This window comes from Lipingzhangella halophila (assembly GCF_014203805.1).
In the GTDB taxonomy this organism is placed as follows: Bacteria; Actinomycetota; Actinomycetes; order Streptosporangiales; family Streptosporangiaceae; genus Lipingzhangella; species Lipingzhangella halophila.
In genome coordinates, this window is sequence record NZ_JACHJT010000001.1 from 5,799,034 (window position 1) to 5,823,585 (window position 24,552).

Sequence of the window (24,552 nt, forward strand, 5' to 3'; positions counted from 1 at the left end):
GCGGGGCCATCGGGGCGCCCAGTCGCGCGGCCGCATGCGCGAACGCTCGCACGCGGTGCACGGCTGCTCGACAGCGATGTATCAGGCGCGCGTCAGCGCCCGTACCTACGGTTGGAGCTCCAAGCCGGCCCGAATCCCGAGACCCGCCCGGAGGCGGCATCGCCGGACCGGCCCTGGCGTACTGGCTGAACCGGTACGGCTTCACCCCGGTCATCGTGGAGCGCGCGGCGGAGCTGCGCACCGGCGGTCAGCGGCTCGAGATGACGGGCGACGGCGTCGAGGCGCTGCACCGTCTCGGCGTCCTGGAACGGGCCCGGGCCGCCGGAGGGGTGCCGCCCTCGAACGGGGCCTTCGTCTTCGGCGCCAACGGCCGGCCCGTACCCATGCCGGACGTCTCCGACGGCGAGCCACCAGAACGGACCACTCTGGCCATCAAGCGCGGGGTCCTCGGCCAGATCCTCTACGAGCACGCGCGGGACGACGTGGAGTACGTCTTCGACGACTCCATCACCGGGATCGAACAGGCCGGCGACGGCTCGGGCAGCGGAACCGGCGTACGGGACGCACCCGCGCCGCGCGTTCGGAGACGGGGCCCGGGGAAAGCCGGCGCACGCCGGGTCTTGTTCCGCTTCGCGGGCGGGAGGACGACGGCGTCGTCCTCCCGCCCGCGTCCGCCGCGGCCGTTCGGCTCTTAGTGGATGACCCGGTGGATCCAGCGGTCGTAGGCGCCGGTGCTGGTGTACACGGTGGGCGACTCGCCGCAGGTCAAGGAGATGGTCCGACTGGCCACACCGGTGATCCGCCAGGTGCCGTCGACCTTGCGCAGCAGCGGTGAGCCGGAGTCGCCGTAGCAGGCGCCGCGGGCGTCGTCGGGGTTGTCGATGCAGAGGTCGCCGTAGCGGGCGCCAAAGGACCCGTCGCCGTTCTCGTCGGCCTGGCACTCGCTCCGCGTGGGCGAGAGCAACTGGGTGTCGAGCTGCTGCAACTGGTCGGGCTGATTCGTCGGATCGCTGATCTCATCGTTGGAGGTGTGTCCCCACCCGACCTGGCGCACCTCGGTGCCCGCGCGGGGGACGCGGCGCTCCAGCTTGGCCGGCTCGATGTCCACCGCGGAATCGAGTTTGACCAGCGCGATGTCCTGCCCCTCATCGTGGTCGGGGTAGTAGACGTAGCCGGGGTGGACCTTGATCTTGTCGAGCGTGAGGAGGGTACCGCCCTCGGTGTTGTCGTTGGAGCCCAGCCGGACGTGGAACTCGTCTGGGTCGCGGAGCTCGTAGTCGGAGTCTTCCGCGTTGGTGGCGACGCAGTGGGCGGCCGTGACCATCCACCGCTCGTCGACCAGTGCGGCACCGCAGGCGTGCTGGTAGGGGTTACCGTCATACTCGCGCTGCAGCGACCCCACGAAGGGGTAGGGCTGGTCGGCGGGCTCCCCGCCGACAATCAAGGGGGTGGGCCCATCAGGCGGCTCGTCGGCGTGGGCAGTGCCCGCGCCGGACAGTGCGGCCAACGCAGTGGCCGCGGCCAGCGCCGCACCGACCCGCGCGCGCCAGCGCCCGCTCGGTTTCGTCCCCGCCCGTCTTGAGTGAGCGATCACCGTTCGCACCGCAACTCCGATCCGTTTCGCACCGGGCGGGCCGCCGTCGGGAGCCATAGGTCAGGCGCGCCGATTCAGCGGGGGCCACCCGATCACGCGCCCGTGGCGCGTTGATCCGCTTTTGCCGAGCGGCACAGTATCGGCTCCGAAGGATCAGGTAAACGGTTTCCTTATTTGCCGTGGACAGCGGCCCATACCCCGCGACAGCCCCGCCGGCGGAGGGTTTCCCGTGGGCGCGGCGACCGGTCCGGTAATCGTTTTCCGCACCGAACAGGTTGGTTCGTACCGGCACCGGCTACGGAGAGTCCGCCGTCAGTTCGGTGTTGCCGTCGTCGCTCCGGGTGGTACCGCGCCGCCTCGATGAACCTCGGTCCACCCGGGGCCGGGTCGGCCCGCGGGCCGACCGGACCGTCGGCCGCCGGCCACGCGGCGTCCGCGGGGAACAGGGGACGTGACACATCCGCGTACCGCCCGCGCCGCTGCGCGTCGGTTCCCCACCGCCCTCTCCCGCACGCTGGGCCCGGCCTGTCATCCCCCGGCGAGCCGGCGGGCCTCGGCGCGCACCCGCTTGTTGACGTCCTCGACGGGGGTGTCGGTGACGTTCAGGTAGTCGTAGACGTCGTTCAGGTAGCACAGTTCCTCGGTCAGCCCCGGTTCGTGACCGAACATGGCGTGGGCCGCGTTCGTCAGTTCCCAGGGAGAGGTCCCACCACGCAGCGTCCGGCGGGCCAGGGCGCGGATCGCCGCTTCGTTGGCGGCGCGGCTGAACCGGGGGTGGCAGGCCAGGCCGACCTCGTTCAGGGCGGGTTCCAGCACCTCGGCCACCTCGTAGGCGGCGTCTCCGGAATCCGCACGGGTGGACACGGCGGCCAGCATCCGCAGCCAATGACCGTCCAGTCCGGCCACCAGCGCCGCGCACGCGGCGTCGACCACCTCGTGGGCCGCACCGAGCCCGGCGCTCCACAGAGCCGCCGCGTCGGCCAGCGACTCGACCGTGTGCTCGCGGGACACGTGGTCCGTTGCCGCCTCTCCGGTCACCGCGGCACCTTTCCGGTCGCTCGCTCGTTCCCGCCGCGCTCCTCGCCTTCCAGCGCCGGTCCCAGGTACCCGAGCAGGAGTGCCTTTGTCTCGGCGAGGAGGGCGGCCCGCCGCTCCGGCGGGGCGTTCAGGACCATCGGGAGGACACCCCGCACGGTGGAGATGGTGATGGCCGCCAGCAGTTCCAGCCGCTCCTCGCTCACCTCAGGGGCCCGTTGCCGGAACACCTCGCGGAGGCGGTCGCCAATGCCCGCGCGGATCTGCTCCGCCACCACGGCCAGCTTCGGCGAGGCCGCCGAACCGTGGAACAGCACCCAGAACGCCGGGCGCTCGGTCTTGAACGCGGCGAGGGCACCCAGGACCCGGTCAAGGAAGGCGGCCAGCTCCATCCGGGCCCCCTCCCCGCTGAGTTGGTGGTCCCAGAACTCCTGCGAGGTCGTGGTATAGCGCTCGACGATGCCGTCCAGGATCTCGTCCTTGTTCCGGAAGAACTGGTACAGCGACCCGGGTGAGACGCCGGCGCGCGCGGCGATGGCGTTCGTGGTCGCCTCCTCGAACCCCACCTCGGCGATGGTGTCCTCAGCCGCGTCCAGGATCTGCGCCATGCGGCGGCGCCCGCGCTCCTGCCTGCGCACCTGACCCGAGTCCGGCCGGCTGGCCGTCATGGCTCACCTCACTTCCGGACAACCCGCTTGACCAATACGAGCATACGCTCGTATTTTATTGCCGCCCGCAAAAATGCGAGCGTTCCATCGTTTTTTATCCGAGGACGGGCCAGTGTCCTTTTTCGCGCGCGACCGTACCGCCCCGCCGCCCTCACGCACCAGAGCTCCCGCCGGCCCTCTCGCCCGATTGGGACGCTTCACCGCCCGCCGCCCGTGGACGGTCCTCATCGCCGGACTTCTGACCTTGGCGTTCTGCGCCGCCGTGGGCGTTCCCACGGCCGCTTCCCTGGTCCTGTCCCGGTTCGAAGCTCAGGGCTCGGAGTCGGCCGGGGTCGCCGAGTCGCTGGAAACCGGGTTCGACACCGGAAGCAGCAACATCACGATCGTCGTCACCGCCAAGGACGGCACCGTCGACGACCCGGAGATGGTGGCGGCCGGTACCGACCTCACCGCCGAGATCGCCGGGCAAGCCGGGGTCCTCGACGCGTACTCCTACTGGACGCACGACTCCACTCCCACCATGCGCAGCGACGACAGCACACAGGCGGTCATCCTGGCACGCGCACCGGGCGACGCCGACCAGGTGCGCCGCGAGGTACTGCCCGAGTTCCTGGATGAGTTCACCCGCGACACCGATAGCTACCGCACCCAGATCGGCGGCGGCGAGGCCGTGTTCCTCGACGCCAGCAACGAGGCCACCGCGGACTTCGTACGCGCGGAGATGATCATCTTCCCCACGGTCCTGGTGCTGCTCCTGCTCGTCGTGCGCAACGTGGCGCTGGCCATCGCCCCCGTGGTGGTCGGCCTGTTCACCATGGCTGGCACGCTCGCTCTGCTGCGCCCGGTCACCTGGTTCCTCGAGTTGTCGACCTTCGCTCTCAACATCACCCTGGTCATGGGCTTAGCTCTCGGGGTGGACTACTGCCTGTTCCTCATCTACCGCTTCCGGGAGGAACTACGCGCTGGCCACCCCGTTCCCGAAGCCGTTGAGCGCTGCGTCGCGGTCGCCGGCCGGACGGTCATCGTCAGTGGTGTCACCGTCGCGGCGTCGATGTCCGTGCTGCTGGCCCTACCGTTCGACTTCCTGCGTTCCTTCGCCTACGCCGGCATCGCGGTGGTGACCGCCGGTGTCACTGGCACGGTGGTCTTCCTGCCCGCCGTTCTCGCGCTCCTGGGAACGCGGGCGGGCCGCCGGCTGTGGGGACGCGGCACCGGCACCGGCGACCGCGGGTTCTGGAGCACGACCGCCATGTGGGTGATGCGCCGCCCCGTCGTCTGCGGTGTGGCGGTCACCTTGGTGCTGCTGGCCATCGCCGCCCCCGCGCTCGGACTGCGGTTCGGGCTGCCCGACGAGCGAACGCTTCCCGAGAGCGCGCCATCCCGCCAGGCGCAGGAGCAGATCAGCGCGAACTTCACCGCCGAGGAGATGGACGCGCTTCAGGTACTGGCGACCGGCGACCGGCCGGCCGACGAGGAGATCGACGCGCACGCCGCCGCTCTCTCGCGGATCGGCGGCGTCGCGCGCGTCGACGCGCCCACCGGGGCCTACACGGACGGCACGCGCGTCGAAGAGCCCGGCAGTTACGCCGACCGGTTCGAGAGCGGAGCGGGGGTGTGGCTGTCCGTGGTTCCCGCGACCGAGCGCCTGGACAGCGACCCCTTTGGCCTGGTGGAGGAGGTCCGCGCGACCGACGCGGCATACCCCGTCGAGGTGGGCGGCTATCCCGCCGACCTGGTGGACTACCGCGACTCCCTGCAGGAGCGCCTGCCCGTCCTGCTCGCCCTGGTGCTCGGGGTGACCTTCGTGATCCTGTTCCTGCTCACCGGCAGCGTGCTGATCCCGGCCAAGGCAACGGTGCTGAACCTGCTCAGCCTCGGCGTGATGTTCGGCGTGCTGGTGTGGGGCTTCCAGGAGGGCAACCTGGCCGGCCTGCTCGGGTTCACCCCGCCCGGCTCACTGGAACTGAGCTTCCCGATCCTGATGTTCTGTATCGCCTACGGGCTGTCCATGGACTACGAGGTGTTCATGCTCGCCCGTATCACGGAGGAGTTCGAGCGCACCGGCGACACCGCCCAGGCGACCGCGGTCGGACTGCAGCGCAGCGGGCCGCTGATCACGGCGGCCGGGGTGATCCTGGCAGCGTCGTTCGCCGCCTACGCGACATCCGGGGTGACGTGGCTTCAGATGCTCGGAGTTGGGCTGGCCGTGGCGATCCTGGTGGACGCGACGCTGATCCGGGCGCTACTGATGCCGTCGTTCATGCGCGTGGCCGGATCCGCGAACTGGTGGGCGCCGGCCCCCTTGCGGCGGCTGCACAACCGCATCGGCATTCACCACTGACGGTTCCCGGCTCCCCGGCCTCGCTGCCGGCCTGTCTGAGTACTGGGCACACCGGTGGTTGCGGTTCCGGCACCCAGAGCCGGCGACTACCGGCGCGGGGCCGGCGAACGGGCCCCGTACGACCCTCCTCGCGGTCATACGGGGGCCCATTCGACGCTCACGTGGTGGGACCGGTTGGGGAACCGTGCCGCGTACCCACCACTTCCCGGACTGGTGGCCAGTACGGCATCACTGCGCGCGCGTTCCCTGGTCGTCCTCGGCGAGGATCCGGTACAGCCCGCGCGTGCTCTCCATCAGGAGCTCCTGGGCACGTTCCAACTGCTGCTCCGTGCCCACCTGCATCACCTGGTTCACGGCGGACGAGAACTGCGCCTCGACCTGCTGGAACTGCGCGTTGGCCCCGGGCCGGAGCTGGAACTGCGCGTTGGTGTTGCCCCCCTGGTTCGCGAACTGGGTGGGCTGCTGCACCTGCGGGGCGGGGTGCTGCGGCGCCTGCTCCGGCGGCTCGGCGGGCTGCTGCGGAACATACGCCAGCCACGGTGGGACCATCTGGTCAAGGTTGGCCTCGACCAGAGAGCGGCCATTGGGGGTGAGTTCGTACGGGCGCTGCCGCCCTCCCCCGACCACCTCCGACAGCCGGACCAGGCCCTCGTCGGTCAGGCGGTCGAGCATCGGATGGATCTTGGCTGACGAGAGGCGCCAGTTGCCGCCACTGCGCTCCACAGCCTCGTTGATCATCTCGTAACCGCTGTACGGTTCCTCAGCGAGCAGCAGCAGGATGCCCACGCGCAGCTCGTCGCTCTCTGCGCCGTGATCGCTGGTCGATTTCGTTGCCATCTATCACTCCTTGTTCTCTACCGGACATCGGTGACCGCCCCGCGGACGGGGAGTGTCACGCGATCGGACGAACCCCAAAGACGACGGTTCAGTCTCCCAGAAACGGATCACCGGACGAGAGCGTAAGAGTGGCGTGGATCGCCCACCAGCTCAGCGATTCCACCATTCGAGTACCGATTGGGTTGCCCCGAGACGGGCGCTCTCGGGGCCAGGATCCGGTGACGGGGACCGGCACCCCAGCGCCGCTCATCCGGCCTCCGGCCGAGTGGCGGTCACACGCAGCCGCCGGTAGTCCGCCCACCACGCGCCATCGCGGTACAACGATGACCGCAACCGGCCGTCCAGCTCGACGAGGAACGCGTCGGTGTCGGGCACCCCCGCGAGCAGGTGACCGGCGAACATCCGGACCCAGCTACGCAGACCGTCCGCACCGTCGAGCCGGGTGGGGCGGTCGAACAACCACGCCCCTGTGACATCGAACCCGGCCCGCTCCAGGACCGCCGTGTAGCCGGCGACCGTGGGGAAGTACCACGGCGACGCCGGATCGGCCAGGCTCAACCCGGCGCGCAGCCGGCGGGCCTCGGTGTCGATCGCGGCGATGTTGCCGGACCCGCCCAGCTCGGCGACGAGCCGCCCGCCCGGACGCAGCGCCGCGAACAGCGTGGCGGCGGCCCGCCCGGCTTCGGGGATCCAGTGCAGCACAGCGTTGCTGAACACGCCGTCGTACCCCGTGGGCTCGGGTGTCTGGGCCGGATCGCGGAGGTCGGCGACCGAGACACCAAGGTCGGGGAAGCGCTCCCGCGCCCGCCGCACCATGTCGGGGCTGGCGTCCACGCCGACGGCGTCGACTCCCTGGGCACACAGCTCGGCCACGTGCTCTCCGGTGCCGCAGCCGGCGTCGAGGACACGCTCACCCGGGTGCGCGTCGAGCAGCGTCAGCAGCTCGGCGCCGTACCCCGTGACGAACGAGTGGCGGGTGTCGTAGAGCTCGGCGTCCCATGGCTGTGCTCGCATTCCGGCGACCCTAACCATTCGTCTCTAATAATGGAATTCAGATCTCATTATTCAAGACAACCAAGGCGCACCGGCCGCCGTGAACATCGCCGCCGCCCGTCTTGTTCTCAACCGCCCACGCGGTGGAGGCTGGCCTGCATGACCAACCTGGAGACCCCACCAGCCAGCACGCTGACGTGGATGCACGACGGCACTGAGCGCCTCACCGGACTGCTCGCCACCGTCGACGACGCCGAACTGGACGCCCCCAGCCTGCTTCCCGGGTGGTCCCGCCGCCACGTTCTCGCCCACATCGAGGCGAACGCGCGCGCGTTGGGGCGCCTGCTGCACTGGGCGCGCACCGGCGAGGAGACCCCGATGTACCCGAGCCGCGAGGCCCGCGACGCGGAGATCGAGCAGGACGCGGGCCTGTCTCCTCGGGAGTTGCGCGCGCTTGTCCACGACAGCGCGGCGGAACTGTCAAGTGACCTGCAGACGTTTCCCGACGAGCGATGGGCCTCGAAAATCGAGGCGCGGGGACGCGCCATTCCCGCGAGCACGATCCCCTGGATGCGCGCCGTGGAGCTGTGGGTACACATGGCCGACCTGGACTGCGGCGTGACCTTCGCGGACTTCCCGGCCGACCTCGTCGACGCGCTCCTCGCCGACGTCGCGGAGACGTTGACGGAACGCGGCCAGGACCCCGCCCTCGTGCTACGGCCGGAGGACCGCGAACGCGAGTGGCTGGCCGGCGCTGGCACCGCCTCGGCCGTCGCGGTGACCGGCCGCGCCTCGGGCCTCGCGGCGTGGGTCACCGGCCGCGGAGACAGCGGGGCGCGACCCGTCGAGGAGGGGACGGCGCTGCCCACGCTCGACGCCTGGCGTTGATGCGGCCCGAGGGCCGGTGACGCGGGAAAGCCCGCCGCCTCACCGGCCCGTCCCACCTCATCTCCCGGCGCGGCTCACCCGAGCAGACCGGCGACTGACCAGAGAGCGAAGAGCAGCAGGACGGTGCCCGCACTCGCCCCGGTGGCAAAACTCACCGGGACACCCCGCCGAGCGGCGAGGAGCGGAGCCGCGAACGCCAGCACGGTCAGCACCACGGCGAGGACGTAGAACCCGGGATTGCCCAGGACGGAAGCCATGGGAAAGAAGTGCACCCCGACAACGAGGCAGACCCACGGCGCGATGTAGGCGAAGCCGCGCCGGAGGGCCAGGACGCCGGCGCCGAGGGACGCCACCCCGAACTCGATTCCCACGATGACGAGGTAGCTCTCGAAACGCGCCTGGTCGTCGAGGACCGAGCCGCTGGACCAGTTCACGGCCGCGAGCACTCCTGTCGCGCCCGCGACGAGCACGCTCCCTACCGAACCGATGGCCAGGAGGGCCTTCCACCCAGCGGGCGGGCGTTCCTGTGCCCACCCGAACCAGGCAGAGGCGAAGAAGGCCAGCACGGCCGCCGCCATCGCGGCGTCGCGCAGCAGGAGATCGTGCACTGCACTCCTCGAGGGGGGAAACCGCCGCAATCTTCCCACAGGTGGTGTGCGGGACGCCGTGCATGAGCAGCGGCTCCGGGATTCCACTCAGCCACCTCTGGTCATACTCCGGCCGCATCGGCTAACCTGCGGCGCATATCTCGCGTCCGCACCATGAGGCGCTCGCGCCGCACAGTCACGTGAGACCCCCGGTCTTCGGGGAGCGGGCGCTGGGTGCGTGCGAGGCATCTCCGGCGGTCCGCCAGGAACCCGGGTTCGCTGCGCCCCGGAACAGTGACTCCGGCATGGCGCGCCGCGTCGCTCCCGGTCATCGGCGATGCCCGCAAACTTCCCGGCTGACCTGCGGAAAAACCTCTCTAGAGAATCTCGGCCGTCACCGGCCATACGCATTGCGTGACCCCACGGCGCGAGTGCACGTTGAACCCATGGGTGCCGCGACCGCCTTCCCCTCTCCCGGCGCACGGCCTTCGCCGCCGTGGTGGGTCCGGCTCTCCCGATGGCTCAACGGTTCCAGGGTCTGCGCGGTGGATGACTGCATCGAGCTCACCGACCCCGGGATCCCGCACTGCACCTCGCATCTCCGCGCGTTCAGAGCGGCGCTGGGCGAGCGGTGCTGCGCGGAAGCCACCTGCGTGGAGCCCTGCGCGGGTGGCAGCACACTGTGCGAGGCGCATTGGGAGGCCGAATACATCACCATGTGTGTCACGGCAAGGCCCGGGGACCGGTGGAACGTGTGAGCACCACGCCGGGCCCCACGCAGGCCGTCCACCCCTTCGGCCCCGACGTGTGACCCGGTCGCGGCATCGCCCGCGGGGCGGGCGATGCCGCTTTCTATAACGATCGACAGACCGTGATCGGAACATGACCGAAACCACCATCTAAGCGGCCCGCAACCCGATATGGTGCCTTCGGCAGCAGCCACCAAGCCCCTTCCCCGGCCCCTTATTGAGGGAGGCGTGTATCCGTGTCCGAGTCGGTTCGCCTGAACTGTCCCATGGGCCGCAAGCGCGGGGAGATCGGTGCCGGAATCGTGCTCGCCCTCTTGGGCGGCACGTTCGCTGTGCTTTCCGCCGGACAGTGGGGTGGCACAGTGCTCGGCATCCTCCTCGTCATCGGCGGAGCCGCGCTGGCCTGGCACGGTGTTCGTATCGCCATCCCGGTTCTCGAAGTGGAGGACGCCGAGTTCCGCTATAAGCGGGGGGACTACATCGTCCGGATCCCGTTCTCGGAGGTCGGTTCGTACTACGTGCTTCCCGGGCGCACCCGCTCCCTCGGGCTGTGCGACGCGGCCGGCCGGCCGCGCCACTTCCCGTCGACCCAGGGCCGCCGGGCAAGCCGCCCCTACCTCCCACTCACCGGCCTGACGTCGCCCGAGCAGGTGCACGACTTCATGACCACGGCCGGCATTCCACCCCGCGACCGCTCCCTTACCTCGGGAAGCGGCACGTCACGACATGGGCGCGCCTGACCCGGGAACCGCGACAGGCCCATGCGTCACATGTGCATCGCCCCCTACGGGCATCTTGATGTGATTTACGACACACACCAGAGCTGAGGCGCGAACCACTACCACCGAGGAACGTGGCAGCTCATACGGCCAGGCGTGGTGTGTGCCCCCCAGACAGCGCTCCCACAGCCACGAGCAGCGCGTCCACACACCCCCGGGCGTCGCCAAGAGGTCTCGCATAGAGTCGGAGAGGTGACGCGATCTCGGTTGTCTGCATTTATCGCCGTCGTCGTCATGGCCGCGGCGATGTGGGTGTTCGAAATTGTCGACACCGCCGCCCAGGGCGCACTCGACCAGTCGTTCGGGCTGCGCGCGTGGTCCACGGATGCGCCGTGGACCGTCGTGACCGCGCCCTTCATGCACAGCAACTTCGGGCATCTGATCAGTAACTCGGTGCCGTTCCTCGTCCTCGGCGGGCTCGTCGCGCTCAGTGGGCTGAGCCGCTTCATCTGGACCACGGTCATCGTGGCCGCTGTCAGCGGCATCGGCGTCTGGTTCTTCTCTCTGCCGGACTCGCTCACCGTAGGCGCGAGCGGCCTGATCTTCGGCTACTTCGGATACACCGTCCTCCGCGGGATCATCGAGCGCAAGACGGTCGATATCGTCATCATGATCTGCGTCGTCATCTTCTACGGAACGATGATCTGGGGTGTGGTGCCCCAGCAGGACGGCATCTCGTGGCAGGCCCACCTGTTCGGCTTCCTCGGCGGACTCCTCGCGGCCTACATGCTGCCCAAGCGTTCCGAGCGCAGCGGCTACGGCACCGGCTACGGCGGAGGATACGGCCCGGGCTACGGGTACGGAGCCCAGCGCCTCTGAAGAACGGCCGACGCGAAGAGGGAGCGGGGCACACCTCACGCGGCGCCTGGCCGCGGCACGGACACCGCCACCGCAGCAGCGTCCGCCCCGGTCAGATCCGGTCGCGGCTGAAGTTCAGGTAGGAACGCGACGGAGTGGGCCCACGCTGCCCCTGGTACCGCGACCCGTAACGGGCCGAACCGTAGGGGAACTCGGCCGGCGAGGTCAGCCGGAACATGCACAGTTGGCCGATCCGCATCCCCGGGTAGAGCTTCATGGGCAGGGTGGCCACGTTGGACAGCTCCAGGGTGACGTGCCCGGAGAACCCCGGATCGATGAACCCGGCGGTGGAATGCGTGAGCAGCCCGAGGCGCCCGAGCGAGCTCTTGCCTTCCAGCCTGCTGGCGAGGTCGTCCGCGAGCGTGACGATCTCGTAGGTGGACGCGAGCACGAACTCGCCGGGATGCAGGATGAACGGCTCGTCCTCGTCGCCCTCGATGAGCCGCGTCAGGTCCGGCTGCTCCACCGAGGGGTCGATGTGCGGGTACTTGTGGTTCTCGAACACCCGGAAGTACCGGTCGAGCCGGACGTCGATGCTCGACGGCTGCACGAGCTTCGGATCAAAGGGGTCGATCGTGACCCGCCCATGCTCGATTTCGGATCTGATATCGCGGTCGGAGAGCAGCACGCTCCAGAACCTACCTGCTGGCAGCCCCACACCGGCGCCATGAACCAAGGACCTGTGAAATCAGGAAGTGAAGCATGCTTGAGTCCTTGGCTCGTGAGTTTCTGGATGATCTTGAACTGAGTGGTCGATCCCCCCACACCGTCCGTGCCTACCGGCAGTCGTTGAACCACCTCGTACGGTTTGTTGGTGGGGATACCGACCCTGGCGAGGTAGATCGACGCACCATCAGGAGGTTTCTTGCGTACCGACGCCAGATCGGCGACGCTCCCGGAACCCTGGCTACGCGTTACATCGCGATGGGTAGGTTTTGGAGCTGGTTGGCTGATGAACAGGAGGTTCCTACCAATATCGTTAAAGAAGTGAAGCGACCCCGGGAAGAGATTAAGCCCGTTGCTTTGCTTTCAGAAGACCAGCTCAAGGCGCTCCTTCGAGTTGAGGGGAAAACCCCATTCCTGACGATCAGGAACAAGACGATCATAATGGTTTTGATCGACACCGGTATACGGGTTGGCGAACTATGTTCACTGCGTGTGACTGATGTGGATTTTGATGTTCGTCTTCTAACGGTTCGTGGGAAGACTGGGGAACGGACTGTCCCTTTTGGAAAGGCATGCGCTGCGGCTTTGAGACGCTTTATGAGGCATCGCGGTCGACATCCTCGGGCAGGATCACACTGGCTATTCATTGGTGCCACTAACGGCATTACTGCTAGCACTGTGCGGAAGATGTTCCAAAGCTACGGCGAGCAGGTCGGCATCCCCGGGCTTCATCCTCATAGATTTCGTCATAGTTTCGTTCATAACTTGCTCACAGCAGGTGCCACGATTGTCGACGTGCAACGGTTGGGCGGTTGGTCCGACCCCTCACAGCTTTGGTATCGCTACGGGCTAGCCGGAGCGGGTGAACGAGCCATTGCCTCACACAGGAAGTTCTCGCCGGGCGACCGATTGTGAAAAGGGTCCGGAGCGCCTGCCCTTTGGGTTCCGCGCTAGGAATGGCCCCGGACCCTGGTTCATGCGTTCCCGGTCAACCGGTTCAACAACCTCGGTGTCCTCCACGTCCACGCATCTGTTCCGTCCCGCTCGGCGGGGTTGTTGATGGGGGCAGCGGTGAAGTCTCCCGGAACAAGCTGGCGCCCCAGGCGTGCCTCCAAACAACCCACACACAGGATGTAGCCCTCCTTACTCGGCACGGCAGAAAGCCACACGTCGTCGGTTACCTGATACCACTCGGCCCGGTTGGGGTGAGTGGTCGGGAGGGTCTCGACTTCGCAGTCGGAACACGGCGCGGTGATCTCCGGGGGAAGGCGGTCCATAACCGCGTCAATGTCGTCGTCAGCTAGGTGTTCCGCCTCCCGGAGGTATGCCCCCAGGTCCTCACGGGGGATACCACGCGTGTACACGCGAGAGACCGCGAACAGAGACGGACCTCCTTCTTCCGCTACCGCTACAGAAGAGCCATCGGGCAGGTGTACCCAGACGACGCCGTCCTGTGTCGTCTCGACATCGCTTTCTGACATGGCTAGCTCCTGCGGGTAGGCGGTGGATCGATTTCCAGTACACCGAGTGGCGGAAGCCTTGTCAATATCAAGTGGTCTATGAATTTAGGGTTCTTAGAAACGTATGAGCCGTAAGTTGCGAGCCTGGACTTTCGTTAAAGAATTCTTTTACCAGCCAACCACTTGAAAAGGTTCCGGGGGGTCGCCTAGCTTGGGTTTCCAGCGGCGGCGCAAACGGGCTTTTCAGTCATACTATTTCTCACAACTTGGGGCTCATATAATGTTCAATCAAGCCAACTGCAAAGAAATCCACGACAGGGACGAACGAGACCTTCACGAGTACTTGCGGGCGTGGTTCCCAGAACCACGCTGCCCGGACGACGACGACTTGCACCCGTGGCTCAGAGACACGCACACGCACGCGTACGAGGAGGCCGGAGCATGACGCTGGCACAGGAGCTAGCGGCGGCCACGGAGCACCTGAAAGCTGTACAGGAGAACGAGGCGGCGACCGAAGAGCAGTACAACGCGGCTGTCGGGCAGGTAGAGAAGGTGCTCTCACGACTGTACGAAGAGCTGATCATGAACGAGGGCATGAACTAATGGAGTTCATTCCCTACAGGTATCACTATTGCGGGAGCCTGCACACACGCTTTAGCACTGCGGCTAGGTGCATCTTCAAAAAATCAACCAGCTCGATCGCTGGTGAAGGACCCTACGCCTTTGTTCACGGATTCCGTGACCGTCGTCACGGATACAGCCGACAGGTGTTCCTATCGGACACACGGGACGGGGCGAGGGCGAGAGAAGCGCAGGCGTTCAACTGTGGACCCCGTTGCGTGGAACACAAGCTCGTTGTGATCAGACCCCTTGACCAACTAGAGGTGGCATAGACAACAACACACAAAGAACCCCGGTTACGGACGTGAATCCATAACCGGGGTTCTTCTTATGCTGGGGCAGTCATACCCTATCAAAGATTTCTGTATCTATTTCCTGGTTGTGTCCCAAATCACAGAGGCACAGAAACCCCCGTGGACTAGCAATTCTGTGGTTACGCAAGCGTAGGTTGTGAACCCCGAACCATGGTTCAGGTCCATGGCCCAGAGTTCCCTAGTGCCAATGGATCGGGACCATTCTCACCAGGTAATTCGTGTATACCTCTTCCATCTCTGAACATTGTTCAGAAACAAAGACAAGGTAAATTAGAAGGCGAGTAAGTGCAAAGGAGAGAGTCCATGGCAACACATAACGGAGAAACCACAGTGCTGCGATCGGGCGAGGTCGCAGAGATCCTGGGAGTAAGTCCCGTGACCGTCTGGAAATGGTACCAACGGGGCAAGCTACTGCCGGATTTCGTTACCCCGGGTGGGAGCACGCGTTATTACCAGACAAGTATCGACAAGTTTCTAGAGGAGCTTGCTAATAAGGTGTAAGAGGAGTAATCATGAACAACTCAACAGAAGATCCCCGTGCTGGTCAGAGCAACGGGGATCGGGAGAACTGCGAACACAAGACTGTTTGGATTGACCCGGACACCCGTCAGTGGGTGTGCAAATCATGCGGCGAACCAAAGTCAGCTCCGGGACGGAAGCCCCAATATAAGGACACTCAGAAGGGAGCCTCCACAACATCTTCTGCTTCTCAGGATACCAGCTCGCCGGAGCAGAAAGCTACCGAAACCCCAACCAATCTGCCGGTCGCTCTGCCGCCCACTCCGGAAGCGGCGTACTCCCATTACACGAGTAGGGGGGTTCAGGTATTCCCGACCCTGCAGAAGGCAGAAGGGAACCGGTTGGCGAAAGCCCCAGTGGGCAGAGCAACGGGGGTCACCGGTAAGTCTGGTGAGGTCCGCTCAATCCCGCCGCAGACGGGTGAGAACATCGCCATTCGGCTACCGCCTGGCGTGGTGGGTATGGACGTCGACGCCTATGGCGACAAGCAAGGTGCGGAAACCCTTGCACGCTTTGAGAAGGAGTACGGACCGCTTGGCTTGGAGCTAACCGACCGGTCTAGTGCAAGAGAAGAGCCGTCCGGCATCTATCTTTTCCGCTGCCCGGAGGGATGGCGGGGTCTTGACGTTGGGGGTATCGAATGGATTCACCACACGTGGCGGTACGCGAATGTTGAGCCGAGTGTTCACCCCGATACCGGAGACATGTATCGATGGCATTATGCGGACCGGGCTAATCCCCACTGGAGAACGAACTTTGAGAACCTTCCGAAGCTCCCTCAAGGCATCATCGATAACGAGGGGCATTTCCCGGAAGAAACCGCCGAGGTTGTTCGTGACCATGCCGGAGAAGACGTTCTAACAGAGGGTGAACCGTGCGATTTTGTGCTTAATATCTTGAAGGGTTTTCAGACCAGTGTTGATGCCGGAGATTCACGGCACAGCACGATGGTCCGGATTCAAAAGGCACTGTTTCACAAGGGGTCGGAGGGACACCCCGGAGTCAAGGCCGCCGTCGACACACTTGAGTCTCAGTTCCTTGCTGCATTCGACAAAGAGGACGACCGGACACCCGGACCGAACGAGTTTAGTGATGCCAAAGATGGTGGACTGAAGATGGTGCCCGACCGTCAACGGGACACCGACCCCTGTGACGATGGCGCCATCGACCCGGACCTCGTTCCTGCCCCAGGGGCGAGTGCCACGGGCGGTGACCGCCGACACCTGCCGCAGATCGCAGAGTGGGTATGGACAGCACGTCCGGTACTCGGCCACATCCAACAAGCGGCGCATTCCCGGTGCGTGAGCGCTGACGTGACGCTAGTTGCGGTGCTCTGCCGCATCGCTGCGGCGCGTCCACCCTTGATTCAGGGAGAGGCAGGCAAGGGCGGTCTCAGCCTGAACCTGCTTATGGCACCCATCGGTCCCCCGGGCAGTGGGAAAAGTACGGCGACGGCGAGCTTGCCACGGGAGCTACTGCCGATCCGTGACGATTTCGACTTCTCAGTACACAGTGGGATCGGTACGGGTGAGGGCGCGATTGAGGTGTTTCAGGGCTACGTGGACGTTGAAACAGAGAGTGTTGCCTCCGATGGTACGAAGAAAACGAAGACATCCCAGGTAAAAAAGCAAGTGCGGGAAAACGCGATGTTTATCGTAGACGAAGGGAGCGTTTTTAACACCGCCCGAAACCGGACCGACTCCACACTCGGTTCACACCTAAGTTCAATGTTTTACGGGCTCGGCGTAGCATCGCCCAACGCGCAAGAGTCTACTAAGCGCAAGCTTGACATGAACAGCTATTCCATGTCGGCGATTATCAACCTGCAAAACGAGATCGCTGGACCCATGTTGGGCGAACAAGGGCAGGGCATGCCCCAGCGGTTCGTATTCCTGTCCGCCAACGATCGCAACATCCCGTATGAACGAGTGGCGTTCCCCGGACCATTGCGTGGGGTCAACATCGGACCGGACAGTGCACGCCGCAAGGGCATGGGGAACGACGATGACCCGTTCCGATCCGTGGGTGATGACGATGCGCACTATCTCCGCCTGCCCGATGATATTGCAGAGGAGATCCACCGCAAGCGAGTCGCACGGGGACGTGGGGACGCTGTAGCCGACACGTGGGAAGCGCATAAGGATGCCATCATCGTCAAGCTGGCGTGCTTGTTGGCCATGCTAGACGGACGCGGTACTGCCCCGGGTGAGTACGTCACTCGCGAGGATTTCGAGATTGCTACGGCGATCTGGGATGCCTCTGCGGCGGTGCGGGATCGGTTGCTTGCCGACATCGCCGAGGATGAACGGGCGAGCCGTGAAGCCAAGGACCGGAAGCAGGTAGAAATGGCCGGGCTGAAAGAGGCTGCGAAGCTTACAGCGGGTACTGATGTGGAGCGGGTTAAGCAAAAGATCCTGCGTCGGTTGGAACGCGTGGGTGGGGACGTTGCTCGCCGCACCCTGTATCAAAACGCTATCTCCAAAGGCGACCGGAAGTACTTTGACAGTGCCCTAGACATGGCGGTTGGGCAGGAACTAGTGGAGGTGGATGGTACTTCTGTACGGCTCGTTGGTGGATAGTCGTGGTGGATATGTGGTGGATAGTGGTGGATACCGACTATCCACCACTTTTTTTTGCTAGACCCCCTGGGAATAGGGCGGTCCAGCCGTTTGGTGGATAGTTTCGTATCCACCATGTCCACCGCACGCGCTCACAGAAAAATAGAGGTGTTAGTTGCCTCGTGTAATATGACGGCTACTGTCGGCTAACATTATATGCGGGTGCCACTTCGATATCTAAAAGAATTATACTAATTACTCTCTGTTATATATCAATCACCGTCAGCAGGAAAACCCACGTTTTTTCTGTGAGCGTGGGGGGGGGTCGATGGTGGATATCCACGTATCCACCAAACGAACAGACCCGCTGTGCCCCAGGCGGTTTCGTAAAAAAAAGTGGTGGATAGTCGGTATCCACCACTATCCACCACCCCCGCGCTGCCGAACCGTCCCAACCCCTCGTTTTGGTGGATACTCAGAGCCCCAAAATATCCACCACTTTCCGGGACCCCTAACCGGATACACAACTCCGCTTATGGGATACGGTCCCGCTCCATTGGTTCGGGGTCATCGTTCCTGTTCACGGGCTTGCGGCACCTCTTTTCCTAGTACCCGAGTGGGGTATACGCAGGTAAGTCAACACGTGTTGACCTACCGTGCCGGCGGTAAACAGAGCGTCTGCTCAACTCCAAAACTCTGCCAACCAGGACCAAGGGTCCTTGACCGCGGACCGCTCCCCCTCAAGCTTTCCCCATGTCCCTACCAACTACCCATGGTCCTTGGTCAATGACCCAGGGTCATGGTCCCCGGTCAAACCTGCTTAAAGTAGGTCATCTTTGTACAAGCCGGGCAACTCGGGACGTTCCCCCCCCTCGTCTTTAACAGTAGGAAGACAAACTCAGGGGGCGAGCACGATGACGAAAGCTGGCACTACATTCCTCGTTACTTGGAACGAGAACCAGGGCACTCACACCACGCCTGCCAGCGTGGTCGTGCACAGCCTCTCCGAGGTGGACGCGCTCACCGCTAGCCGCGATGTCACCGGCATCACTCGGTACTGCTGGGGCTACGCCTACCCGGGCGATCAAGAGCGGGTGTGCTTGAGCCGGACCGTTCTCCAGGGGTCGGAATGACCGTCCGGATCGCGGCGTACCACGTCGACACCGACGTTTATTGCTTGGACTGCGCAGCCCGCAACGAGCAACCGGGCGAGCCGATCCCGGAGTCGGAAATCGAGCCTTGTGTTCTCTGTGCCCGGGGCTCCACTGGCACTCATCAACCGGAGCCGGAACAGTGCTGCCTGTGCTTGGCAGTGATCGGTTGAAACCAGGAACAGGAACAGGTGCCAGCTCCCTGTCCCTGTTCCTACCAATGGGGGGCATGCTGTGGTGACTACTTACACGATCCGGTATCTCGACACCGATGGCAGACCAGCCACGGTGAACGCCAGTTCTGAACGAGAGCTAGCAGCCATGCTGCGGCAGTTCTGTGTCGAGAGATACACGATCCACCACTGGACACAGGTCCCCGGTGATGACAGGCCCACACTTGATTCGTCAGTGGAGGTGCGTGTCTCATGTTACTGACACTTCTCACCTTTTATATGAACACGTTCCTTTGGTCCATGTTCCTGCTGGGACTGCTGTTGTTCCCGGAACCGGATCTAATATTTATCTAATAAGTCCCGATCATATATACGGAACCGATTATCGGGCATTTGTTTTCTGACCCGATTTTCAAATCCAAAACTCAGTGAGAGCCGCTTGCCGCCCGCCATGCCCCACTCGTGATCCTCGCCACGATTAAAGAGGGACTTCTCACCCGCTCACCCTGGTTGTACGGGATAAGGACCGGGGCCATCTCCCAAGCGAAAACCATACTGCGTCCGCCCGGGTCCTTCCCATTCCAATAGGGATCACCGCTGCCTGCTGTGTGTGCCTGCCAGGGTGATCCTTCCCAGGGGACACCGCCCAATAGCTGGGGGGCAGGGCGGTGTCCTATCACGGGGGTCCACCCTTTCTGTGTCCCGGGGGGGTGGACCCCCACTCTTGTCTCCGGGTACCCGCTCGTGTCCCCCAGGCGTCACACCCACTGGCACAGTGGCTCTCTTTTCCCGGGAATAGGTGAGCGGTCATGCCCCTAAGGACCTCGCCCCATGCCCGTGCCTTGAGTTGCCGTGACTGCCCTTGCCACTAAGGGCCTGGGCCATGGGGCAGGGTCATGCTCCCAGTCTCACAGCGTCCGGTTCAGTGAGCCATGGCTTCCCATTAGTACAGTCACCACTTGATTCCGCCGAGATCGTACATTATGTCGCGTAGATTATGCAGTCATACAGGGACATTCCACTCATATCGACATGACTCGTATGAATATGCGGTAAGACTATGCACCAAGATGCATAGATCATGCTCATGATCGTTGATCATGTCAAGGATCTTGTTGATTGATTCAATGGTTTCTTAGTTTCATTGATAAATAACTAATTGATTTGGAAAAGAGGATCGAAACCGTTTTCCTCTTTTGCTTTCCTCTTTTGCTTTGATCGACAACGTCCTCGTTCGATCATCAATCGCTTTCCTCGATCATCGATCACGGTCACTCGATCGCCCAACCAAGCAAGCCATGGCAAGGTCGATCCACACAAGGTCCTCGCATGCTCGGTTTCGTGTTTTGAGGCGATATGGGACCCAAAAGTCGGTCTCAGCGGCTTCTCACGACTCCACAGCGGCTCACACGCTCAAAATCGGCTCACAACGCTCTCAGACGACTTTTTGATGCCCCAGAGGACCTAGGACCTTCCCAGAACCGGATTTTGGCTCCCAGGGGCTCTGGAGACGGCTCTGGATCGGGTCATCGGGGCTGGTCCTGGGCCAGTACCCCATGGTTTCCGGATCGGGTAGGGACCCAACGAGGGGTCGCCAATTATAGAACCAGGTTCGGGGGGACGGACTGGATTTTTATGGTTTCTTCATTTTTCAACTCAAAAGCTGTGCTCACACCAAGCTGTCAGATGCCCCTAGAAGCCCTCCCAGTGCCCCTGAGACGGACGCAGAGCCCTTCCCCGGTGTGATCCCCCGGGGCAAAATCCACAAAACTCTGAGAATCACCCACTGACCCCAGAGCCCGAGCCATCGGTGTAGCCGCTGAGTCTGGGGCAGGGCTCCGGCTCGGGGTCAAAATTACACCGGGTGTAAAAAGTACTAGTCTTGGTAGTCCGGTTAGACCCCTGGCAGCTCTCTCTAAGGCTCGTATCACACACACTTTTTCCAGCGTCTCACTGTCTGTATCCTGTTCCCTTACTCCTTGTCTATAGTTACACCTACTAGTTATATATTTACCTTCGCAGGTGAAAAAGAATTTATTTATAATAAGGGGTAATGATAGTGCGTTTTGATGTAAGAGAGAGGGCTGGAGAGGTCCCTCAAGACTAACCGGGACTAGTCAGTACCGTTTTTCCTTGAAAAACCTCGCCCAAATCCTTGACCTCGGCTTTGCTGTTTGGCATATTGGTTTCTGGCAGCGGAAATCCCTGTAAGACGCTCGCGAACGAACGCTTGAGGATTTCCCCCGCCCGTACACGCATACGCGTCGCCCTCTGCCCCGGTTTAGGCGAGCAAGTCGACGCTGGAAGCTCTTGCAGAGCTGTTCAGACCGCTCATAAGGGTTTTGAGACCAATTTTCATCGATTTTGGTCCTTTTTAGCGTTCAGAAGCCAAAATGATCGATTTTTTGGCTTTTTAGGCTTCAAAAGTCGATTTTCCGGCCTCAGAGCCGATTTTCGATCGAATTTTCGGATTTTCGCTTCTCAGCGATCAAAATCCGCCCAAAAAAGCCGTGGAAACCCCCAGACCCTTTAGCCGGGACCACAGCGCCAGATTCATCCCCTGTGTCTAAGGTCCGGGCTCACGGGTCGTGGGGCAAATAGGCGTTCCTGGGGGGTCTCGCATACTCTAAAATCCGCTGTTGCTCGTATTTGTACATTAAAGGTTTGAGCCAATAGACCCCGTTGCTTTCGATCCAATGAGTCTCGGCGAGCATGTCGACGATCTGGGGGCATACCGGGGCGACTCTGAACAGCTCATCAACGTTGATCTGAATGTTCTTGCGTCGCTCTTCGTGATCCATGGATTAACTCCAGTCACTCTTGAGAAGCACTGAGACCTCTTGGGCGATCAACGATCCACACACTCCTGTGAGGTTTTGCTCGATACTCCGCATGTCTGAGTCCGGAATGTAGAGAAGCTGCGGACTGTGGAACACAGCGATGACACCAGCCTGCTTTTCAAAGTGATAGCCCCAGCCGTCTACGCTGGCTACCTCGCCATTTCTTCGAGTCACGATGTACTCGCCCACAGACTCGACATGGAGATCTCTTCCGAGCGCGTGCACGGAATCACCTGCCATTACTGTCTTCCCGACCATAGTGAGACGACCGTCTTTCACAGCGGCTTCCAGAGCTGGCTTGAAAAGGTGCCTGTCACGGCTGTTCATGGCTGTGATCAGGCGGTACAGCTTGACGGTGCCGACTTCCCGTACCTTCTTCACAATCCATTCCCGAACCCGGTCTTCATTCTTTGTCAACTTCTACTCCTGTCCATCATGAAAAATGGTTCTTGTCCATTCTTTTATGCTACACTATTTGCAGTAGGTAATTCTGGTGAGACAAAATTACTCGGACCTGACCCAATGATTTTGTTTCTACATCCACACGAGGGCTCATTGGGTCGGGTCCAACCCAACACTTAAGGTTTGTTTATGACCAAGACAATGCAACCGGAGCCCGAGGAAGAGCCCAACAAGGATTGGCGCGCTGAATGGGTCAATCACATGTCGGGAAACTCGACTGGGGAAACTGTTAACAAGGGCGCCTACAACGAGGACAAACGCCGGAATGAGCTTGTCCGCGAATACCTGCGCCGAGATTTCCCGCTCATGGCGGCGCAAAAGAAAGCGGATTTTCAAATCATCCACGAACGCAACGCGAAGATCGATGACGCCCGGCAGCAACAGAAGCGCGAGGTCGTTGAGCAACAGAACCGCAACGCAGCGGCGGACAGGGCTCATCTTCGTCCTGACAGTCAAAAAGAGTACGACTCGTTGACGGCGGGCGAGAAGCTTCTCGCACAGTACAGCGGTTTTCGTGCACAGAAAACGGACAAGCCGTCCGAGGAACTTTCCGCTCACGATCGAATCGAGCAACGTCGTCGCCGTATTGCGGAAAAGAACAGGGAAGAGCCGGCTAATGAGGTCCGGCGACGTCTTAGCGAAGGACGTGATTCCGAGTGACTAAAGCCGCCAGCTTCAAAGCACAGAACCTTGAACACCTTTTCATGGCTGCCCTGGCAGCACCCAACGGGCTTTCACTGCTAAGAAAGTTTCAGGGGTCGGTTCACAGCTTTAACCAGTACCACGGGGAAGCCCCGGCTACTGGTACCACCGAGGTCCGCAACAGGGTCCTCGGTGTCTTCAGAGGTCCTTTGTATCAAAAGCTTGACAACCCGGACACCGTACGAATCGAAACAGCTTCGCTGGACTCGTTCTTGACGTACGTCGCTTCAGGAGCTAATGGCAAGAAATCAGCGCTGGATGCCTTGAACGCTCTCCGCTCCCGAGACGGACGTAAGCACTACCCGGGTCCCGGTTCGGTTCCAAGGGTCAACGCTGCTCACGCCAGCATGGTCGTGGATAACCTTGTTGATTCTTTGAAGGTTGCTAATAGCGAGCTAAAGAAGGTTGGAGGCAGCCGTGAATGAGCCCCTAGACGATTTTCACCACTACACACAAGCGTCGCTCAAATTCCTCGCAGCACTGGGCGATGCCCCGGTAACCCCGGATCAACTAATCGCGACAGCACAGGTGTACGCGGCTTTGTCTAACGCCTCTGTTAATGCCGAGTTGCTAAGGATCAAGCTCGAAGAGAAGGACAACGGGGATGATGAGCCAACAGGCGCCACACTCACACTCGAAAACCTTTCCTCGCAGGAACTCAAGAGACTGGAGAAGGTACAGCAAGAGCTGGAACAGGAGCGGGACCGTGAGTCGAGTAACGGTTAATGCCCGGGAGGTTAATAGCTTGCTTGCCCGCGACCCGGGAGAAGATGAACTTCGTTTGTGGGCGCAACTTCGGTTCTTCCATAATAAGCCTCCAATCAAATCAGCCGAGGATATTAAAAGCGGTATCCAGATCAACTTGAAAGACCTGGATGCACAGCAAACCGAAGAAATACTCACTCTGTTTGAACGAATAGAGGATCGGCTGAAAAAAGGAGAACACAATGGCCACGAAGACAATTGACACAGGTGAACTTCTCACCGTTCTTGAAGTGCTCACCAGCAGGGGGGCAACGGCTGATAGCGTCAAGTTTGCCCTGCTTAATGCCTGCCGAGAATCAGAAGGGCTAGCGGATCTCACCACGACCACTAGCGTTCCGTCACGACCCGTTGGGCATGTTCGCGATGGCGCATTGGCAGGTCTTATTGAGGACCTTACTGCGTAACAGCTTTCCCGAAAACCTCGCCTTGTTCCGGGTCATGTCGCAGGCGAGGAAACCCCGGGGCTACCCCAGCCTTGCCCCAGGGAACCAGGACCAGATCCTCGGGAGTTTTCCCGGCTTGTGCTTCTGAGGATCTGGTCCTGGTTATTGTATAGTGAAAATGTCGGAGGCAACCCCTCTGACAGGTAGGTGCTCAAATACCGGAAACCCCCTTGGTCACGAACCAGAGGGGGTTTCTTTTTGTTGGGAGGAATTGAGATGACGCTGGAATCAGTGATGTTAGGGACTGCACAACCCGAGGTGGCACGCCCCGGGCTTGTTGTAAGGGTTGTGAGGGTCATCTGTGAATCTTGGAAGGGTCCGCGTCACTAAGCACGACGTCCACGGTGTGTTCGATTGTGTCCGGCAGGATCGCGATGTAACGCGTCTCCCCGGTTGACATCTTGAACGCCCAGGTCTGTTCTTCAAGCCGTATTTCCGTACCTGCGGCTATCAGTGACCCGTGAGCACCAACGACCCGGATGCCTCGTTCGTTGAATGCCTTGCGGAGTTCATGAATCGCGTGTAGGTGTTCCATCCCAGCAGCGTGCC

At 62.4% G+C, this 24,552-nt stretch carries 24 protein-coding genes; 14 read left to right on the top strand and 10 right to left on the bottom strand.

Annotation, left to right across the window (positions count from 1 at the left end; all coding sequences use genetic code 11):
• The first annotated feature begins 215 nt into the window (after positions 1–215).
• The gene (locus F4561_RS26355; protein ID WP_184582730.1) at positions 216–695 is read left to right on the top strand and encodes an FAD-dependent oxidoreductase; all 480 of its coding nucleotides are present in this window, start codon (positions 216–218) and stop codon (positions 693–695) included.
• Here F4561_RS26355 and F4561_RS26360 read toward each other — a convergent pair.
• The 3 genes from F4561_RS26360 to F4561_RS26370 all read right to left on the bottom strand — a co-directional run bounded on the left by F4561_RS26360 (position 692) and on the right by F4561_RS26370 (position 3,297).
• On the bottom strand, positions 692–1,594 hold the full coding sequence (locus F4561_RS26360) for a S1 family peptidase (protein WP_184582732.1): 903 nt from the start codon (positions 1,592–1,594) through the stop codon (positions 692–694). The two genes, F4561_RS26355 and F4561_RS26360, sit on opposite strands and share 4 nt — an antisense overlap.
• A gap of 528 nt (positions 1,595–2,122) precedes the next feature.
• A complete protein-coding gene (locus F4561_RS26365; protein ID WP_221445632.1) occupies positions 2,123–2,632 on the bottom strand; it encodes a hypothetical protein in 510 nt (169 codons plus the stop codon).
• Positions 2,629–3,297 (bottom strand): TetR/AcrR family transcriptional regulator, encoded by a 669-nt coding sequence (locus F4561_RS26370; protein ID WP_184582734.1) that lies wholly within the window; start codon positions 3,295–3,297, stop codon positions 2,629–2,631. The genes F4561_RS26365 and F4561_RS26370 overlap by 4 nt, the downstream gene beginning before the upstream one ends.
• Positions 3,298–3,484: 187 nt before the next feature.
• Here F4561_RS26370 and F4561_RS26375 point away from each other — a divergent pair, with 187 nt between their 5' ends.
• Positions 3,485–5,638 (top strand): MMPL family transporter, encoded by a 2,154-nt coding sequence (locus F4561_RS26375; RefSeq protein ID WP_246437295.1) that lies wholly within the window; start codon positions 3,485–3,487, stop codon positions 5,636–5,638.
• A gap of 228 nt (positions 5,639–5,866) precedes the next feature.
• Here F4561_RS26375 and F4561_RS26380 read toward each other — a convergent pair whose 3' ends face one another.
• Both F4561_RS26380 and F4561_RS26385 read right to left on the bottom strand, forming a co-directional pair.
• Positions 5,867–6,475 carry a PadR family transcriptional regulator gene (locus tag F4561_RS26380; protein ID WP_184582738.1) on the bottom strand — a complete coding sequence of 203 codons (609 nt, stop codon included), beginning with the start codon at positions 6,473–6,475 and terminating at the stop codon, positions 5,867–5,869.
• A gap of 246 nt (positions 6,476–6,721) precedes the next feature.
• A complete protein-coding gene (locus F4561_RS26385) occupies positions 6,722–7,489 on the bottom strand; it encodes a class I SAM-dependent methyltransferase (RefSeq protein WP_184582739.1) in 768 nt (255 codons plus the stop codon).
• A gap of 138 nt (positions 7,490–7,627) precedes the next feature.
• Between F4561_RS26385 and F4561_RS26390 the strand changes: the two genes are divergently transcribed.
• Positions 7,628–8,356, top strand: coding sequence for a maleylpyruvate isomerase family mycothiol-dependent enzyme (locus tag F4561_RS26390; RefSeq protein WP_184582742.1), 729 nt, complete (start codon positions 7,628–7,630; stop codon positions 8,354–8,356).
• 74 nt (positions 8,357–8,430) lie between these two features.
• Here the strand turns inward: F4561_RS26390 and F4561_RS26395 are convergent, their stop codons facing one another.
• Positions 8,431–8,964, bottom strand: coding sequence for a hypothetical protein (locus tag F4561_RS26395; RefSeq protein ID WP_184582744.1), 534 nt, complete (start codon positions 8,962–8,964; stop codon positions 8,431–8,433).
• Positions 8,965–9,958: 994 nt separating this feature from the next.
• On the opposite strand from F4561_RS26395, the gene F4561_RS26400 reads away from it, so the two are divergent.
• Positions 9,959–10,432: a hypothetical protein gene (locus tag F4561_RS26400; protein ID WP_376773708.1), complete on the top strand. Its 474-nt coding sequence runs from the start codon at positions 9,959–9,961 to the stop codon at positions 10,430–10,432.
• Positions 10,433–10,705: 273 nt separating this feature from the next.
• The gene (locus F4561_RS26405) at positions 10,706–11,290 is read left to right on the top strand and encodes a rhomboid family intramembrane serine protease (protein WP_221446321.1); all 585 of its coding nucleotides are present in this window, start codon (positions 10,706–10,708) and stop codon (positions 11,288–11,290) included.
• 91 nt (positions 11,291–11,381) lie between these two features.
• Here the strand turns inward: F4561_RS26405 and dcd are convergent, their stop codons facing one another.
• Positions 11,382–11,957 carry a dCTP deaminase gene (gene dcd, locus F4561_RS26410; protein ID WP_184582748.1) on the bottom strand — a complete coding sequence of 192 codons (576 nt, stop codon included), beginning with the start codon at positions 11,955–11,957 and terminating at the stop codon, positions 11,382–11,384.
• Between the two features lie 74 nt (positions 11,958–12,031).
• On the opposite strand from dcd, the gene F4561_RS26415 reads away from it, so the two are divergent.
• Positions 12,032–12,910, top strand: coding sequence for a tyrosine-type recombinase/integrase (locus F4561_RS26415; RefSeq protein ID WP_184582750.1), 879 nt, complete (start codon positions 12,032–12,034; stop codon positions 12,908–12,910).
• Positions 12,911–12,969: 59 nt separating this feature from the next.
• Here the strand turns inward: F4561_RS26415 and F4561_RS26420 are convergent, their stop codons facing one another.
• On the bottom strand, positions 12,970–13,476 hold the full coding sequence (locus F4561_RS26420; RefSeq protein ID WP_184582752.1) for a hypothetical protein: 507 nt from the start codon (positions 13,474–13,476) through the stop codon (positions 12,970–12,972).
• Positions 13,477–13,896: 420 nt separating this feature from the next.
• Between F4561_RS26420 and F4561_RS26425 the strand changes: the two genes are divergently transcribed.
• The 4 genes from F4561_RS26425 to F4561_RS26440 all read left to right on the top strand — a co-directional run bounded on the left by F4561_RS26425 (position 13,897) and on the right by F4561_RS26440 (position 18,600).
• On the top strand, positions 13,897–14,058 hold the full coding sequence (locus F4561_RS26425; RefSeq protein ID WP_184582754.1) for a hypothetical protein: 162 nt from the start codon (positions 13,897–13,899) through the stop codon (positions 14,056–14,058).
• A gap of 635 nt (positions 14,059–14,693) precedes the next feature.
• The gene (locus F4561_RS34090; RefSeq protein WP_184582756.1) at positions 14,694–14,891 is read left to right on the top strand and encodes a helix-turn-helix domain-containing protein; all 198 of its coding nucleotides are present in this window, start codon (positions 14,694–14,696) and stop codon (positions 14,889–14,891) included.
• 479 nt (positions 14,892–15,370) lie between these two features.
• Positions 15,371–17,488 (top strand): hypothetical protein, encoded by a 2,118-nt coding sequence (locus F4561_RS26435; protein ID WP_184582758.1) that lies wholly within the window; start codon positions 15,371–15,373, stop codon positions 17,486–17,488.
• Positions 17,489–18,381: 893 nt separating this feature from the next.
• Entirely contained in the window at positions 18,382–18,600 is a 219-nt protein-coding gene (locus F4561_RS26440; protein ID WP_184582760.1) for a hypothetical protein, read from the top strand.
• 2,770 nt (positions 18,601–21,370) lie between these two features.
• Here F4561_RS26440 and F4561_RS26445 read toward each other — a convergent pair.
• Both F4561_RS26445 and F4561_RS26450 read right to left on the bottom strand, forming a co-directional pair.
• On the bottom strand, positions 21,371–21,592 hold the full coding sequence (locus F4561_RS26445) for a hypothetical protein (protein ID WP_184582762.1): 222 nt from the start codon (positions 21,590–21,592) through the stop codon (positions 21,371–21,373).
• Between the two features lie 3 nt (positions 21,593–21,595).
• On the bottom strand, positions 21,596–22,048 hold the full coding sequence (locus F4561_RS26450) for a hypothetical protein (RefSeq protein ID WP_184582764.1): 453 nt from the start codon (positions 22,046–22,048) through the stop codon (positions 21,596–21,598).
• A 174-nt stretch (positions 22,049–22,222) separates the two neighbouring features.
• Between F4561_RS26450 and F4561_RS26455 the strand changes: the two genes are divergently transcribed.
• Genes F4561_RS26455 through F4561_RS26470 form a run of 4 tightly spaced genes read left to right on the top strand, consistent with a single transcriptional unit; the run spans position 22,223 to position 23,762 of the window.
• A complete protein-coding gene (locus tag F4561_RS26455) occupies positions 22,223–22,753 on the top strand; it encodes a hypothetical protein (RefSeq protein ID WP_184582766.1) in 531 nt (176 codons plus the stop codon).
• Positions 22,750–23,220, top strand: a complete 471-nt coding sequence (locus tag F4561_RS26460) for a hypothetical protein (protein WP_184582768.1) — start codon at positions 22,750–22,752, stop codon at positions 23,218–23,220. Before F4561_RS26455 ends, F4561_RS26460 begins: the two co-directional genes overlap by 4 nt.
• Positions 23,213–23,521, top strand: a complete 309-nt coding sequence (locus F4561_RS26465; RefSeq protein WP_184582770.1) for a hypothetical protein — start codon at positions 23,213–23,215, stop codon at positions 23,519–23,521. The genes F4561_RS26460 and F4561_RS26465 overlap by 8 nt, the downstream gene beginning before the upstream one ends.
• Positions 23,502–23,762: a hypothetical protein gene (locus F4561_RS26470; protein WP_184582771.1), complete on the top strand. Its 261-nt coding sequence runs from the start codon at positions 23,502–23,504 to the stop codon at positions 23,760–23,762. The genes F4561_RS26465 and F4561_RS26470 overlap by 20 nt, the downstream gene beginning before the upstream one ends.
• Positions 23,763–24,552: the final 790 nt, after the last annotated feature.

What these genes read in the sequence shown, in the direction of transcription:
- F4561_RS26370 (WP_184582734.1), bottom strand. Translation starts at nt 3,297, where the DNA reads ATGACGGCCAGCCGGCCGGACTCGGGTCAGGTGCGCAGGCAGGAGCGC.
- F4561_RS26380 (WP_184582738.1), bottom strand. Translation starts at nt 6,475, where the DNA reads ATGGCAACGAAATCGACCAGCGATCACGGCGCAGAGAGCGACGAGCTG.
- F4561_RS26385 (WP_184582739.1), bottom strand. Translation starts at nt 7,489, where the DNA reads ATGCGAGCACAGCCATGGGACGCCGAGCTCTACGACACCCGCCACTCG.
- F4561_RS26390 (WP_184582742.1), top strand. Translation starts at nt 7,628, where the DNA reads ATGACCAACCTGGAGACCCCACCAGCCAGCACGCTGACGTGGATGCAC.
- F4561_RS26400 (WP_376773708.1), top strand. Translation starts at nt 9,959, where the DNA reads ATGGGCCGCAAGCGCGGGGAGATCGGTGCCGGAATCGTGCTCGCCCTC.
- F4561_RS26405 (WP_221446321.1), top strand. Translation starts at nt 10,706, where the DNA reads ATGGCCGCGGCGATGTGGGTGTTCGAAATTGTCGACACCGCCGCCCAG.
- F4561_RS26415 (WP_184582750.1), top strand. Translation starts at nt 12,032, where the DNA reads ATGCTTGAGTCCTTGGCTCGTGAGTTTCTGGATGATCTTGAACTGAGT.
- F4561_RS26420 (WP_184582752.1), bottom strand. Translation starts at nt 13,476, where the DNA reads ATGTCAGAAAGCGATGTCGAGACGACACAGGACGGCGTCGTCTGGGTA.
- F4561_RS26425 (WP_184582754.1), top strand. Translation starts at nt 13,897, where the DNA reads ATGACGCTGGCACAGGAGCTAGCGGCGGCCACGGAGCACCTGAAAGCT.
- F4561_RS34090 (WP_184582756.1), top strand. Translation starts at nt 14,694, where the DNA reads ATGGCAACACATAACGGAGAAACCACAGTGCTGCGATCGGGCGAGGTC.
- F4561_RS26435 (WP_184582758.1), top strand. Translation starts at nt 15,371, where the DNA reads ATGGACGTCGACGCCTATGGCGACAAGCAAGGTGCGGAAACCCTTGCA.
- F4561_RS26440 (WP_184582760.1), top strand. Translation starts at nt 18,382, where the DNA reads ATGACGAAAGCTGGCACTACATTCCTCGTTACTTGGAACGAGAACCAG.
- F4561_RS26445 (WP_184582762.1), bottom strand. Translation starts at nt 21,592, where the DNA reads ATGGATCACGAAGAGCGACGCAAGAACATTCAGATCAACGTTGATGAG.
- F4561_RS26455 (WP_184582766.1), top strand. Translation starts at nt 22,223, where the DNA reads ATGACCAAGACAATGCAACCGGAGCCCGAGGAAGAGCCCAACAAGGAT.